At 66.8% G+C, this 14107-nt stretch carries 11 protein-coding genes and 2 tRNA genes; 7 read left to right on the top strand and 6 right to left on the bottom strand.

What is annotated here, in order from left to right:
- Window positions 1-285: 285 nt before the first annotated feature.
- The 3 genes from E5A73_RS02115 to E5A73_RS02105 form a co-directional block, all read right to left on the bottom strand.
- Window positions 286-362 (bottom strand) — tRNA-Asp (locus E5A73_RS02115).
- A gap of 81 nt (window positions 363-443) precedes the next feature.
- Window positions 444-520, bottom strand: a tRNA-Asp gene (locus E5A73_RS02110).
- Between the two features lie 44 nt (window positions 521-564).
- Complete coding sequence (locus E5A73_RS02105) at window positions 565-1785, bottom strand: AI-2E family transporter (protein ID WP_135962514.1); 1221 nt, start codon at window positions 1783-1785, stop codon at window positions 565-567.
- An 89-nt stretch (window positions 1786-1874) separates the two neighbouring features.
- On the opposite strand from E5A73_RS02105, the gene E5A73_RS02100 reads away from it, so the two are divergent.
- Window positions 1875-3335 (top strand): FGGY family carbohydrate kinase, encoded by a 1461-nt coding sequence (locus E5A73_RS02100; protein WP_135962134.1) that lies wholly within the window; start codon window positions 1875-1877, stop codon window positions 3333-3335.
- 10 nt (window positions 3336-3345) lie between these two features.
- Window positions 3346-3714: a DUF2809 domain-containing protein gene (locus E5A73_RS02095; RefSeq protein WP_135962133.1), complete on the top strand. Its 369-nt coding sequence runs from the start codon at window positions 3346-3348 to the stop codon at window positions 3712-3714.
- Here E5A73_RS02095 and E5A73_RS02090 read toward each other — a convergent pair.
- Entirely contained in the window at window positions 3711-5414 is a 1704-nt protein-coding gene (locus E5A73_RS02090; protein WP_240700008.1) for a class I adenylate-forming enzyme family protein, read from the bottom strand. The two genes, E5A73_RS02095 and E5A73_RS02090, sit on opposite strands and share 4 nt — an antisense overlap.
- 208 nt (window positions 5415-5622) lie before the next feature.
- Here E5A73_RS02090 and E5A73_RS02085 point away from each other — a divergent pair, with 208 nt between their 5' ends.
- The 5 genes from E5A73_RS02085 (at window position 5623) to E5A73_RS02065 (ending at window position 12395) form a co-directional block, all read left to right on the top strand.
- A complete protein-coding gene (locus E5A73_RS02085; RefSeq protein WP_135962513.1) occupies window positions 5623-6843 on the top strand; it encodes a serine hydrolase domain-containing protein in 1221 nt (406 codons plus the stop codon).
- Between the two features lie 126 nt (window positions 6844-6969).
- Window positions 6970-9000, top strand: coding sequence for a 3-hydroxyacyl-CoA dehydrogenase NAD-binding domain-containing protein (locus tag E5A73_RS02080; protein WP_135962131.1), 2031 nt, complete (start codon window positions 6970-6972; stop codon window positions 8998-9000).
- Window positions 9001-9162: 162 nt separating this feature from the next.
- Window positions 9163-10323 (top strand): acyl-CoA dehydrogenase family protein, encoded by a 1161-nt coding sequence (locus E5A73_RS02075; protein ID WP_135962130.1) that lies wholly within the window; start codon window positions 9163-9165, stop codon window positions 10321-10323.
- A 93-nt stretch (window positions 10324-10416) separates the two neighbouring features.
- Entirely contained in the window at window positions 10417-11520 is a 1104-nt protein-coding gene (locus E5A73_RS02070; protein WP_135962129.1) for an acyl-CoA dehydrogenase family protein, read from the top strand.
- Entirely contained in the window at window positions 11520-12395 is an 876-nt protein-coding gene (locus E5A73_RS02065) for an acyl-CoA thioesterase (protein WP_135962128.1), read from the top strand. Before E5A73_RS02070 ends, E5A73_RS02065 begins: the two co-directional genes overlap by 1 nt.
- 6 nt (window positions 12396-12401) lie before the next feature.
- On the opposite strand, the gene E5A73_RS02060 is transcribed toward E5A73_RS02065, so the two are convergent.
- Window positions 12402-13169, bottom strand: coding sequence for an alpha/beta fold hydrolase (locus E5A73_RS02060; RefSeq protein ID WP_135962127.1), 768 nt, complete (start codon window positions 13167-13169; stop codon window positions 12402-12404).
- Between the two features lie 88 nt (window positions 13170-13257).
- Complete coding sequence (locus E5A73_RS02055; RefSeq protein ID WP_135962126.1) at window positions 13258-14043, bottom strand: SDR family NAD(P)-dependent oxidoreductase; 786 nt, start codon at window positions 14041-14043, stop codon at window positions 13258-13260.
- Window positions 14044-14107 lie beyond the last annotated feature (64 nt).

Below are 14107 nucleotides of genomic sequence, written 5' to 3'. Positions count from 1 at the left end.
ACGATGGGGTCTCCGGGCCCGGCAGATGCAGGCGACGGGTCGGGCGGACGCGGCAGGGCCTTGGGAGGAGGGTCGCTCGGGCCCTCGCTGCTCGGAACCGGCGAAGGCGACGGTTCGGGGCCCGCGCAGTGGCTGCAGGCGAACAATACCGGAAGCAACAGGATCACACGTCGCCGCATCGCCCTCTCCCCAGGATGCACGCAATCGCGACCGTTATTTGCACGGCATTGAAGGCTTCGGCGATGCCAAAGTCAACCGAGGGGCGCCGGCAGTTCCGAACGGGCATGGCGCGAGTGACGGGGCTCGAACCCGCGACCTCCGGCGTGACAGGCCGGCGCTCTAACCAACTGAGCTACACCCGCTTGATCCAAGCGAGGCGACGCATGCCGCGATCAGGAAACCGCTTCGAATTGACCAACAGGGCTCCCAGACGGGATCCCGCGTGGCGCGAGTGACGGGGCTCGAACCCGCGACCTCCGGCGTGACAGGCCGGCGCTCTAACCAACTGAGCTACACCCGCTCTCGAAGCGAGGAGGCGGGCACTAACCCCGGCTCGGGGGGGTGTCAACCGGATTGGTCGCGACTTTCTCGCCGTGGCCCGCGCGGTTCGGCCGGATCGGCGATCAAGGTGCCGTGTTCGAACAGGAAGCCGGCGATGTCGGGTTTGCCCGCGGCGTTGAGCACGGTCTGGATGATGATCAGCAGCGGCACGGCGAGCAATGCGCCCGGCGTGCCCCACACCCAGCCCCAGAAGCTCAGCGAGACGAGGATCATGATCGGGCTGATCGTCAGCCGGTGCCCGACGATCAGCGGCGTCACCACATTGGCTTCGATCAGATGCGCGCCGATCATCATCACCGCAGGCAGCAGCGCCCACCATAAATCGGCAAAGCTCATCAGCCCGCCCAGCCCGAGCAGCAGCGCCGCCATTACCGGGCCGATATAGGGAATGTAGTTGAGCAAGGCGACGATGCCGCCCCACATCAGCGGCGTCGGCATGCCGATCGCCCACAGCGCCCCCGCTACGATCAGCCCGAGAGTCACGTTGATCAGGGTGATCGTGCCGAGATAGGCCGAGGTATCGTCGACCACGTCCTGGATCACCCGCGCCGTCGCCATCGCCCCGCCGAAGCTCGAGCGCCGCGTGATCGCATTGCGCCGCAACCGGGTCCAGCCTGACAGGAAGAAATAGATCACCAGGATCGCGAAGAACATCTCGATCAGCGCCGACGGCGCCGAGGTGGTGAACAGGTCGAACAGCGAGCGCGGCGGCGCCACTGCGATCGTCTCGGGCTGGCGTGCCGGGGTCGATGCAAAATTGTGCAGCGTCTTGTCGACGAACCGCTCGAGCCGCGAGTAAAAGCGGATCAGCGGCTCGAGATTGTGCTGGATCTTGGGAATGCTCTCGGGAAGCCGCTGCATCCATTGCCACGCCGGGACGACGATCGAAGCCAATGCGATATTGGCGACGCTGAGGAACATCAGCACGCAGAGGAACGCCGCCAGCGGCGCGGGCATGCGGTGGCGCTCGAGCCATTCGAGCAACGGCACCAGCGCGATCGCGATCACCAAAGCAGCAGTGAGCGGCAGGAAGAAGGGCGAACCCTCGCGCAGCGCGAAAGGAATCCCGAACACCAGCCCGATGCCGATCATCAGCGCGAGCGCCGCCATCAGCCGGTCGCGCTTGAGCCCTTCGCCGAGACTTTCGTTCGGTTCGGGTGACAGGATCGGCTCGCGCGGCGCGGCGGCCGGAATCCCGCCATCGCTCTCGCTGCCCCCGCCCATCGCCCGCGGCTGCTCGTCCACGCTTCGTTCTCCTTCACCCTGCTTCTAGGGGGCGGTTGCACGGCCTGCAATCCGGGCTAGGCTAGGGCATGCGCGAATTGCTACTGGTTCTCGACGAAGGCACCACCTCCACCCGCGCGATGCTGTTCGCGCCGTCGGGCGAGTGCCTCGGCAGCAATGCCGCCGAATTGACTCAGCATTATCCCGGCCCCGGCCTGGTCGAGCACGACGCAGCGGAGATATGGAGCCGCACCTTCGCCTGCGCGCAGGCAATGGTCGCCAAAGCCGGCGGCCCGGGCGCGATCGCGGCGATCGGAATCACCAACCAGCGCGAGACGATCGTCTTCTGGGACAAGAAGACGGGCGAGCCGCTCGCCCCGGCGATCGTGTGGCAGGACCGGCGCAGCGCCGCCTTGTGTCGCCAATGGCGCGAAGCGGGCGAGGAACCGGGGGTGCAGGCGCGCACCGGGCTGCTGCTCGATCCCTATTTCTCGGGCACCAAGATCGCCTGGGCGATGGCGAACTGGCCGCAGCTTCGGGAGGCAGGCGACCGCCTGGCGATCGGCACGGTCGAGAGCTGGCTGGTGTGGAAGCTAACCGGCGGGCTCCACATCACCGACGCGACCAATGCCTCGCGCACCTTGCTGATGGGGCTCGGCTCGGGCGGCTGGAGCGATGGGCTGCTCGACATGTTCTCTGCCCCGCGCGACGCGCTGCCCGAGATCGTCGATTGCGCGGGCCGCTTCGGGACGACCAAGCTGTTCGGCGGCGAAATCCCGATCTGCGGTCTCGCCGGCGACCAGCAGGCCGCGACGATCGGCCAGGCCTGCTTCGCCAAGGGCGAGACCAAGGCGACCTACGGCACCGGCGCCTTCGTCCTGACCAACGCCGGCACTACCCCGCCCGCCTCGAAGCACCGCCTGCTCGCCACCGTGCTGTGGCAGCTCGGCAGCCGCCGCACTTATGCAATCGAAGGGTCGGTGTTCGTCGCCGGCAGCCTGATCCAGTGGCTGCGCGATTCGATCGGCCTGATCGAGACCGCGTCCGAGACCGAGGCGCTCGCCCGTTCGGTACCCGACAATGGGGGCGTCTATCTCGTTCCCGCGTTGAGCGGCCTCGGCGCGCCGTGGTGGGAGCCCGATGCCCGCGCATCGCTCTCGGGCCTCAGCTTCTCGAGCACCCGCGCCCACATCGTCCGCGCCGCGCTCGAGGCGATGGCGCTCCAGAGTCACGATCTGAAGACCGCGTTCGCCGCGGACGGCGCTGACTGGGCCCGGCTGCGCGTCGACGGCGGCATGGTCGCCAACGACTGGATGGCGCAGGACCTCGCCGACATGCTCGGCATCCCCGTCGACCGGCCGGCCTTCGCGGAGACCACTGCGCTGGGCGCGGCGATGCTGGCGGGGGTCGGATGCGGGCTGTTCCGAGACCTGGAGGCGGCGGCGCAGATGCGCGGCCCGGGCACGACCTTCGAACCGCAGCTCGACGTCGACGCCCGCAAGGCGCGGATCGAGGGGTGGAACGCCGCCGTCGAACGCGTCGTTCGCTGAGCGACACGGCATGCGTTTTCACCGCGGCTATGCCCTGCTCACCCTGGCTCTGTTCCTGATCGAGGTCGTAATCGCGTTGTTCGTGCGCGATCGGTTTGTTCGTCCCTATCTGGGCGATACGCTGGCCGTGATATTCGTCTACGCCGCGCTACGGGCCGCATTCCGGATCCAGGTGATCCACGCTGCTGCGATCGCCTTGCTGATCGCGATTTTGATCGAATTGGGGCAGTTGTTTCGCGTGCTCGACTGGCTTGGCCTGCAAGACAATCCAGTTGCGCGCACCGTGCTCGGGTACGGCTTCGAGGCGAAGGACCTCCTCGCTTATGCCGCGGGCGCGCTGATCGCCCTCGCCGCCGAACGCGTGCGCGCTGGCCGCTAAGCCGTCCCCTCCCCCGCAAACAGCGCCCGCAGCTCGGTCTTCAATATCTTGCCATTGGCGTTGCGCGGCAGCACGTCCTGCGCGAACCGCACCTGCACCGGCACCTTGAACCCCGCCAGCCGCGCACGGACCCAATCCTGCAGCTCGGCCTCGCTCGCCGACATGCCCGGCGCGAGATGCACTACCGCGGCAGGCTCCTCGCCCAGGCTGCGATGCGGCACGCCGACCAATGCGCAATCGGTGACCGCCGGATGCGCGTAGAGCACGTCCTCGACTTCGCTCGAATAGATGTTCTCGCCGCCGCGGATGATGATGTCCTTGGCGCGGTCGACGATGTAGAGAAACCCCTCCTCGTCGAGCCGCGCCAGGTCGCCGGTGCGCACCCAGCCCCGGACGAACGTCTCGGCCGTCGCCTCGGGCTTGTTCCAATAGCCCTTCACGATCATCGGCCCGCGCGCCCAGAGCTCGCCGACTTCGCCGACCGGGAGTTCGCGATCGCCCTCCACCGACAGGATCTTGAGATCGGCCGCCGCAACCGGCGGTCCGGCGCTGTTCGGCCGGGCGAGATAATCCTCGCCCGAATGGTTGGTCACCGTCGCCGTGGTTTCGGTCATCCCCCAGCCATTGGCCGGCAGCGCGCCGAACTCCTGATGGATGCGCCTGACCAGCTCGGGCGCCGAAGGCGCGCCGCCATACGCGATGGTCTCCAGGCTGGAGAGGTCGTACTCCGCACGCGCCGGATGTTCGAGCAGCTGCCAGGCGATCGTCGGCACCCCGCCGGTGGCATTGACCTTTTCGCGCTGGATGATGCCCATCGCGATCTCGGGATCCCATTTGCGCATGAACACCAGAGTCGATCCCGATGCGACCGCCCCCATCATCGCCGCCGAGCATGCCGTGACGTGGAAGAGCGGGATCACCAGCAGCATGATCTTGGGCTCCGGCATCGCCGGCGGGATCTCGCCGCGACGCAATATCGCCCGCGCCGCGACATACGCGCTCGACAGGATGTTGGTGACGAAGTTGCGGTGCGTGCCCAGCGCACCCTTGGGGCTGCCGGTGGTGCCGCTGGTATAGAAGATCGTCGCATCGTCGTCGGGCGCCACATCGGCATCGGGGAAGTCGACATCCTCCAGCCCGCCCCACGCGTTCGGCGTCCCGATCCAGGATTCGAGCGCAACTGCCGGCGCTTCCAGCGCGCTCTTGGCGCGGCTCACCACCACATGCTCGAGATCGGGCAGATCGTCATAGCAATGCTTGAGACGCTCGTGCCGCTCGCCGTCGACGAACAGCAATTTCGCACCCGAATCCTTCATCGCATATTCGAGCTCGCCCCCGGTCCACCAAGCGTTGAGCGGCACCATGATCGCGCCGATGCTAACCCCCGCGAAGAAGATAGCCGGCCATTCGGGCAGGTTGCGCATCGCCAGCGCGACACGGTCGCCCTTGCCGACGCCCATCTCGACCAGCTGCCGGGCAATGTGCGCGGTCGCGCGGTAATTCGCTTCGAAGGTGACGCGCTCGCTCTCGTAGATCGTGAACTCGCGCGCGCCATAGGCCCGAACCATCTGCGCGAGGTCGCGCAACGACGGCGGCGCGTTCTTCCACACCCGCGTCGGCACGCCCCCGATATCAATGGTTTCCATCTCGAACTTCGCGCCGGGCGCAGTCAGCAGTGCTTGCGTCTGCGCCAGCGACATCTTGGGCCAGTCTGGGTCGAGCGGCACGATCGGTTCGGAAGCCAAGCCTGATCTCTCCAATGTGATTTTCTGAATGTTGGGTTTGGGCATCGCTGCCCCACCGAAAACAACGTTAGTGTTGATTCGCGCCGCGCTCAAGGCAATAGGGGAAGCGCACGGTGGATATGGTGCACCCGCTGTAATTCGAACGAGAGGTATGTCGCTCGCAATGCATATGACACGGCCCGGACGCTACGGATTCGATGCTTCGCGGCTCGCACGGATCGATGCGTTCGTGAAGGAGCGCTATCTCGACTCGGGCAAGTTGCCCCATGCCCAGTTGCTTCTCGCCCGAGACGGCGAAATCGTCCATTTTTCGCATCAGGGCGCCGCGCGCGACGGCGGTGCGCCGGTCGACGAAGGCACGCTGTTCCGCATCGCCTCGATGACCAAGCCGATCACCAGCCTCGCTTTCATGATGCTGGTCGAGGAGGCCAAGGTCGCGCTCGACACCCCGGTGCACCACGTCCTGCCCGAGCTGAAGGGGATCGGCGTCTATGCCGGTGGCGGCGCGGGCGCCCCGTTCGCGACCAAAGCAACGACCGAACCGATGCGGATGATCGATCTGCTCCGCCATACGTCGGGGTTTACCTATAGCTTCCAGGAGCGGACCAACGTCGACGCCGCCTATCGCGAGTCGAAGATAGAGAGCTGGCACGGCAATCTCACGCTCGACGAATTCGTCGCCGCCTTGGGCAAGCTCCCGCTCGAATTTTCGCCTGGCACCGAATGGAATTACTCGGTGTCGACCGACGTGCTCGGCGCGGTGGTCGAGCGCGTCTCGGGAATGACGCTCGACCGCTTTTTCGCCGAGCGCATCCTAGGCCCGCTCGGCATGCACGACACCTTCTTCCAGGTCCCCGCCGACAAGATCGACCGACTTGCCGACTGCTGGGCGCTCGACGAGAGCGGCAAGCGCGTGCTCTACGACCGTGGCGACGCCTCGGTCTGGTCGCGTTTTCCCAAGCTGGTCTCGGGCGGCGGCGGGCTGGTGTCCTCCGCGCTCGATTATCACCGCTTCTGCACCATGTGTCTCAATGGCGGCGTGCTCGACGGCGTCCGCCTTGTCGGCCCGAAGACGATCGAACTGATGACGATGAACCACCTTCCCGGCGGTTCGGACCTTGCCACCCTGTCGCGCTCGCTGTTCAGCGAAGCCACCAACGCAGGCACCGGGTTCGGGCTCGGCTTCGCGATCACCACCGATGTCGCGCGGACGCTCGTCCCCGGCTCGGCAGGCGAATATTATTGGGGCGGGATGTTCTCGACCGCGTTCTTCGTCGATCCGATCGAGCGCATCCACATGGTGTTCATGACGCAGTTCACCCCCTCGATGCGCTACCCGATCCGCCGCGAACTCAAGACCCTGATCTATTCGGCGCTGACATGATGCGGCGCCCACCCACCCCTTTTCCGTCACCCCGGCGAAAGCCGGGGCCCAGAGCCACAAGCGACGCCGCGCGTAACTCTGGATCCCCGCGTTCGCCGGGATGACGAAACAAAGCAGGAGACTAAAATGACTTCCCCCATCACTAGCAGCCGCCAGGGCGACATCCTGATCCTCACGTCGGACAATCCGCCGGTCAACGCGCTCGGCGCCGCGGTCCGCCAGGGCCTGCAGGCCGGTATCGAGGAAGCCAGGACCGACGACAGCATCGAGGCGGTCGTCATCGCATGCGCCGGCAAGACCTTCTTCGCCGGCGCCGACATCACCGAGTTCGGCAAGCCGATGCAAGAGCCTTCGCTCCCGCTGCTGGTCGACGCGATCGAGGCGCTCGACAAGCCGGTCATCGCCGCGATCCACGGCACTGCACTCGGCGGCGGCTGCGAAGTCGCGCTGGCTTGCCATTATCGCATCGCCGTCCCCAGCGCGAAGCTCGGCCTGCCCGAGGTCAAGCTCGGCATCCTCCCCGGTGCGGGCGGCACCCAGCGCCTGCCGCGCGTCGCGGGTGTCGAGTTCGCGCTCGAACTCGCCGCCAAGGGCGATCCGGTTTCAGCCGCCAAAGCCAAGGACGCCGGGCTGGTCGATCGCCTCGCGGGCGAGGACAGCCTGCTCGCCGACGCGGTAGCGTACGCACAGGAAGTCGCGGCCGCGCGTCCCCTGCCTCGCGCCTCCGCGAAAACCCTCACCGCCGATCCGTCGGTGTTCGAGGCTTTCCGCAACACCAACGCCAAGCGCTTCCGCGGCTTCGAGGCCCCCGCCGAGATCATCTCGGTGATCGAGAACAGCATCAACAAGCCCTTCGCGGAGGGCGCCGCGCTCGAGCGGCAGGGTTTCATGAAGCTGATCATGAGCGTCCAGTCCGCCGCGCAGCGCCACATCTTCTTCGCCGAGCGCAAGGCGAGCAAGATCGACGGCATCGCCGAGGACATCGCGCTCCGCCCGATCAACCGCGTCGGCGTGATCGGCGCCGGCACCATGGGCGGCGGCATCTCGATGAACTTCCTCTCCGCGGGCATCCCGGTGACGATCGTCGAGATGCAGCAGGAAGCACTCGACCGCGGCACCGGGGTGATGCGCAAGAATTACGAGGGCTCGGCCGCCAAGGGCCGGATCAAGCCCGAGCAGGTCGATCAGGCGATGGGCCTGCTCAAGCCGACACTCGCGCTCGAGGACCTCGCCGATTGCGACCTGATCATCGAGGCGGTCTATGAGAGCATGGACGTCAAGAAGGAGGTGTTCGGCAAGCTCGACAAGATCGCCAAGCCCGGTGCGATCCTCGCCTCGAACACCTCCTATCTCGATATCGACGAGATAGCGGCGAGCATTTCGCGCCCGCAGGACGTGCTCGGCCTCCACTTCTTCTCGCCCGCCAATGTGATGAAGCTGCTCGAGATCGTTCGCGGCGAGAAGACTGCCGATGACGTGCTCGCCACTGCGATGGCGCTGTCGAAGAAGATCAAGAAGGTCGCGGTGATCGCCGGGGTCTGCCACGGCTTTATCGGCAATCGCATGCTGATGCCGCGTCAAATCGAGGCGATGAAGCTCCTCATGGAAGGCGCCACGCCCGAGCAGATCGATCGCGTCCATGTCGAGTTCGGCATGCCGATGGGTCCGTTCCAGATGTCCGACCTCGCCGGAGTCGATATCGGCTGGCACCGTGATCCCACCCGCATCGAGAGCATCCGCGACGCGCTCGCCGCCGAGGGCCGCTGGGGCCAGAAGAAAGGCGCCGGCTTCTACGATTATGACGAGAAGCGGAATCCCTCGAACAGCCCGCGCGTCGCCGAGATCATCGAGGACTTCCGCAAGCAGACCGGCACCCCGCAGCACGAAGTGACCAGCGAGGAGATCATCGAGCGCACGCTGTACCCGATGGTCAACGAAGGCGCGCTGATCCTGGCTGCGGGCAAGGCACAGCGCGCGTCGGACATCGATGTGGTGTGGATCTACGGTTATGGCTGGCCGGTCTACCGCGGCGGCCCGATGTTCTGGGCCGACACCGAAGGGCTCGCCAAGATCGTCGCCGGGCTCGAGAAGCATGGCTTCGAAGTCGCGCCTTTGCTCCGCGAGAAGGCGGAGAAGGGCGAGAAGTTCAACAAGTAACGTCTTAGCCTCTCCCGCTTTCGCGGGAGAGGGTTGGGTGAGGGTCTTCTTCTTCTGCCTGTTCCGAACGATCGAGAAGACCCTCACCGCTGCGACTAGGCAGCAAAGCTGCCAAGTCCCGCTCCTCTCCCGCAAAGGCGGGAGAGGGTTTGGAGAATTAGGATGCCGGATACCGATCTCGAAACCTTCCGCGCCGAAACCCGCGCCTGGCTGGAGGAAAACTGCCCCCCGACCATGCGCACCCCGATGCGCAGCGAGAAGGACGCCACCTGGGGCGGCCGCAACCCGGTCTTCGCGCATCCCGACCAGAAGCTCTGGCTCGACCGCATGGCCGGGCGCGGTTGGACCGTCCCCGATTGGCCGAGCGCCTATGGCGGCGGCGGCCTCAGCGCGGCCGAGACCAAGATCCTCCGCGAGGAAATGGCCCGTCTCAAATGCCGCAACCCGCTCAACAGCTTCGGCATCTCGATGCTCGGACCGGCTCTGCTCAAATACGGCACCGAAGAGCAAAAACTCGAGCATATCCCCAAGATCGCCCGCGGCGAGATCCGCTGGTGCCAGGGCTATAGCGAGCCCAATGCCGGCTCCGACCTCGCCGGTCTCAAGGCCAGCGCCGAGGATGCCGGGGACCACTATATCGTCAATGGCCAGAAGGTGTGGACCAGCTACGCCGACCAGGCCGACTGGATCTTCTGTCTCGTCCGCACTGACAAGGCGAGCAAGCAGGGCGGGATCAGCTTCGTGCTGTTCGACATGGCCAGCGAAGGCGTCAGCACCCGGCCGATCCTGCTGATCAGTGGCAATTCGCCGTTCTGCGAGACCTTCTTCGACAATGTGAAGGTTCCCAAGGCCAATCGCGTCCATGACGAGAACAAGGGCTGGGACGTCGCCAAATATCTGCTCGGCCACGAGCGCGAGATGATCTCGGGCATGGGCCTCGCCAGCCGCGGCGCGGATCCGCTGATCGAGGCCGCGCGGCGCGGAGTCGACCCGATCCTGCGTGCGCAGATCGCCTTGTTCGAAGTGCGCTCGAAGGCATTCTCGGCGATGTCCGAGCGCTTTATCGACGAACTCAAGGCGGGCCGCGCGCACCCCGCCCAGCCGTCGATGATGAAATATTACGGCACCGAGCTGAACAAATCGCGGCACGAGCTGCTGATGGCGGCGGGCGGTAGCGATGCGCTGGAATGGGAGAGCGAGGCGAGCAACCACGGCGCCGCCCCGCGCGCATGGCTGCGGACCAAGGCCAATTCGATCGAAGGCGGGACCAGCGAGATCCAGCTCAACATCATCGCCAAACGGATTTTGGATTTACCTTCATAACCGTCACCCCGGCGGAGGCCGGGGCCCAGAGCCACAAGCGGCGACCTCCGGGCTCTGGATCCCGGCCTTCGCCGGGATGACGAAAGTACGAAAATGCCCCTCTACCTCACCGACGAACAGCAAATGCTCCGCGACACCGCGCGCGATTTCGTCGCGGAGCAGGCCCCCGTCAGCCATATGCGAAGCCTGCGCGACGCCAACGACGCTACCGGTTTCTCCCGTGAGCTGTGGAAGCAATTCGCCGAGCTCGGCCTCACCGGCATCCTGATCCCTGAAGCCGAAAACGGCCTCGGCCTCGGTCATGTCGAGGCGGGCGTGGTGCTCGAGGAGATCGGCCGCAATCTCTCGCCCTCGCCCTTTCTCACCACCGCCGTCGCCGCGGTCGAGGCACTCAAGGGCTCCCCGCACGCCGCGCGCTGGTTCCCCGGCATTCTCGCCGGCGAGACCGTTGCCGCGCTGGCGATCGACGAGCGCGCCAAGCATGACGGCAAAATCGGGATGCAGGCCACGCGCTCGGGCAGCGGCTTCCGGCTCACCGGCAGCAAGCAGTTTGTCGCGCATGGCCATGTCGCCGATCTGCTGCTCGTCGCCGCGGCGACCGAGCATGGCACGACATTGTTCGCCGTCCCCGCGGATTCCAAAGGCCTCACCGCCCATCCGCAGCGCCTCGCCGATGCCAGCCTCGCCGCGCGGCTGACCTTCGACGGCGTCGAGCTCGACGCCGATGCCGTGGTCGGCGAAGTCGATCAGGCGCCTCTCGCCCGCCTGCTAGCCGCTGGCCGCACCGGCGCCTCGGCCGAATTGCTCGGCGTCGGTGGCGGCGCGATGGACATGACAATCGCCTATCTCAAGGAGCGCAAACAGTTCGGCCAGGTGATCGGCAGCTTCCAGGCGCTCCAGCACCGCGCCGCGCATCTGTACAGCGAAATGGAAGTCGCCCGCGCCGCGGTGCTCAAGGCCCAGCAATTGCTCGATTCCGGCGACGACCGCGCAGCAGATGCAGTGTCGGTCGCCAAGGCGATGACCGGCCTCGCCACGACGCTCGCAGTCCAGGAGGGCATCCAGATGCACGGCGGGATCGGCATGACCGACGAATATGATATCGGGTTCTACATGAAGCGCGGGCGGGTCCTGGCGGAGCTGTTCGGCGACGCCAATTTCCACGCCGATGCGCTGGCGCGAGCGGCGGGATATTGATGCCCGAGCCCACCCCCGCCGAGCTCGTAACCCAGCTCACGACCCTGCTCGACGTCGAGGAGATCGACACCGACCTCTATCGCGGCCCCCGCCTCCCCGGCGGCGTCGGTCGCGTCTTCGGCGGGCAGGTCATCGCGCAGGCGCTCCAGGCCGCCCAGCGCTCGGTGGACGGCGACAAGACTGCGCACTCGCTCCACGCCTATTTCATGCGCCCCGGCGACGAGAACCACCCGATCATCTTCCGCGTCGTTCGCGATTTCGAGGGGCGCAGCTTCGCCAATCGGCGCATCATCGCGATGCAGAAGGGCCAGCCGATCCTCAACATGACGGCGAGCTTCCAGGCGCCGGCGCAAGGCCTCCACCACCAGGACGCGATGCCCGACGTCCCCGATCCGAACTCGCTCCAATCCGAACGCGAACTGCGCGAGCAGATCCGCGATCAGGTCCCCGAGAAATTCCGCCGCTTCTTCCTGCGCGCCCGGCCGATCGAGATCCGCCCGGTCCATCCGCGCAACTGGTTCGCCCCCGACCGGATCGCGCCGGCGCAGCACAGCTGGTTCCGCGTCGTCGCACCGCTGCCTGACGATCTCGCGCTCCACCGCGCGATGCTCGCCTACGCCAGCGACATGACCCTGCTCGGCACCTGCCTGCTCCCGCACGGAGTCAGCTGGATGACCGGCGACGTACAGACCGCCAGCCTCGATCACGCGATCTGGCTGCACGAGCCGTTCCGCTTCGACGAGTGGCTGCTTTACACGACCGACAGCCCATGGGCCGGCCATTCGCGCGGCTTCAACCGCGGCAAGATCTACGCGCGCGACGGCCGGCTGGTCGCGAGCGTCGCGCAGGAGGGGCTGATCCGGGTGCGTGGATGAGACGCGTCAACCGGTCGCCGCAAGGATGAGGCTGGCGCTTTCCGCGGGCTCGTCCCACATCGGAAAATGCCCCGATCGCTCGAACCAGTGCAGCGAGGCGTTGGGGAATGCCGCCATCGCCCGCGCGGCCTGACGCGGGAGGCACAGGCGATCATGGCGGCCCCAGCCGATCGTGATCCGTTCGGCGGCGCTTCCCTGCTGCATCGGGCCCTCCGCCAAGTCGCGGACCAGCGCCGCGAACGTGCGCGTGGCTACCAGCCCCTGCAACTCGCGCGCGACCAGATCCCCGTCCAGCGCCCACGGCCTTGCCGAAAGCTGCGCAAGCAGCGCGGTTCGCCCCGCGGCATTGTGCGCGAGCGCGGGCAATGCCGGCCGCAGCATTTGGAGAAGGCCCAGCGACGCCCGCAGCGTCGTGCTGAAGAATCGCCGCTCCCATCCCTTCCAGAACCCACCCGGATCGAGCGCAACGGTGGCTCCGGCATGCCCCCTGCGCGCCGCCTCGAGCACCATCCGCGCGCCCATCGACGTGCCGACCATGTCGATAGCGCCCAGCCGATGATCGTCGAGAACGGTCTCCAGGCTGCGCATCAGTCCCAGGAACGTGCCGCTGTCCGCTTCGGCGGGCGTTTCCCCATGCCCCGGCAAGTCGAAGGACAACACCTCTCGCTCGGCCGCGAGCGCGGCACGAATAGGGTCCCACGATCGACGCGAACCTCCCAGGCCATGCACGAGCAATAGCGGCGTGCCGCGGCCCTCGCGGTACAATTCGATCATGATGAATGGATTCCGCAGCGAAGACAGGCCCTAGAATGCACGGCGCGCGCGTTTGCTCCTTCGACAAGACCCTCCGCGCAGGCTCAGGTCAGAACGCCGGCTTGCCGAATTCCTGCCGCGTCACCGGATGGCTCGACGACAGCCCGCCATCGACCACCCAGGCCTGCCCGTTGACATAGCTCGCCTCGTCGCTGGCGAGGAACAGCGCCACCCGTGCGATTTCCTCGGGCGCGCCGGCGCGGCGCAGCGGGTTGAGCCGGCCGAGCTTGTCCTCCTTGCCCACCTCGCGGGCATATTCGAACGCGCGCGCGGTCATCCCCGTTTCGATTAGCCCCGGGCAGATCGCATTGACGCGCACGTTCGACGTCGAAAGCTGCTGCGCCGCGGTCTGGACGAGATTGATCACCCCCGCCTTGCTCGCCGAATAGGCCGGCCCGCCCGCGCCCGAACGCAGCCCGGCGACGCTCGCGGTGCACAGGATCGCGCCGCCGCCGCGCTCGACGATCCTGGGTCCGGCATGCTTGATCGCCAGTGCCGGGCCGATAAGATTGATGCGCAGCACCTCGGCCCAGAGCTCGACGGTGGAATCCAGGATCCCCGCCGCGCCACCCGAGATTCCGGCATTGGCGTGGAATACGTCTAGGCCGCCAAAGCGTCCGCACGCGAGCGCCACCAGCGCCTCGACGTCGCGTTCCTCCCCCGCGTCCATCTCGACCGCAATCGCGCCTTCGAGCCCCTCGACGGTGGCATGCACGGCCTCGCTGATGTCGGCGGCGACGACGCGTGCGCCCTCGGCGGCGAAGGCGCGCGCCGTCGCCCGCCCGATGCCCGATCCCGCGCCGGTAACGACGACGACCTTGTTCCCGAAGCGCATGCTATCTCCTCTCACCCTCACCCTTCCCACCGCCTGCGGCGGCGGGCCCCTTCCCTATCCCGTC

The organism is Sphingomonas gei, assembly GCF_004792685.1.
Lineage (GTDB): Bacteria > Pseudomonadota > Alphaproteobacteria > Sphingomonadales > Sphingomonadaceae > Sphingomonas > Sphingomonas gei.
The sequence above is the reverse complement of the archived record's forward strand: the minus strand, read 5'-3'. Positions and strand labels throughout refer to the sequence as shown.

Bases quoted from the DNA above. Each gene is read 5' to 3' on its own strand.
- E5A73_RS02055 (WP_135962126.1), bottom strand. From the start codon at position 14,043: ATGCGCTTCGGGAACAAGGTCGTCGTCGTTACCGGCGCGGGATCGGGC.
- E5A73_RS02095 (WP_135962133.1), top strand. From the start codon at position 3,346: ATGCGTTTTCACCGCGGCTATGCCCTGCTCACCCTGGCTCTGTTCCTG.
- E5A73_RS02100 (WP_135962134.1), top strand. From the start codon at position 1,875: ATGCGCGAATTGCTACTGGTTCTCGACGAAGGCACCACCTCCACCCGC.
- E5A73_RS02085 (WP_135962513.1), top strand. From the start codon at position 5,623: ATGCATATGACACGGCCCGGACGCTACGGATTCGATGCTTCGCGGCTC.
- E5A73_RS02065 (WP_135962128.1), top strand. From the start codon at position 11,520: ATGCCCGAGCCCACCCCCGCCGAGCTCGTAACCCAGCTCACGACCCTG.
- E5A73_RS02090 (WP_240700008.1), bottom strand. From the start codon at position 5,414: ATGTCGCTGGCGCAGACGCAAGCACTGCTGACTGCGCCCGGCGCGAAG.
- E5A73_RS02105 (WP_135962514.1), bottom strand. From the start codon at position 1,785: ATGGGCGGGGGCAGCGAGAGCGATGGCGGGATTCCGGCCGCCGCGCCG.
- E5A73_RS02070 (WP_135962129.1), top strand. From the start codon at position 10,417: ATGCCCCTCTACCTCACCGACGAACAGCAAATGCTCCGCGACACCGCG.
- E5A73_RS02080 (WP_135962131.1), top strand. From the start codon at position 6,970: ATGACTTCCCCCATCACTAGCAGCCGCCAGGGCGACATCCTGATCCTC.
- E5A73_RS02060 (WP_135962127.1), bottom strand. From the start codon at position 13,169: ATGATCGAATTGTACCGCGAGGGCCGCGGCACGCCGCTATTGCTCGTG.
- E5A73_RS02075 (WP_135962130.1), top strand. From the start codon at position 9,163: ATGCCGGATACCGATCTCGAAACCTTCCGCGCCGAAACCCGCGCCTGG.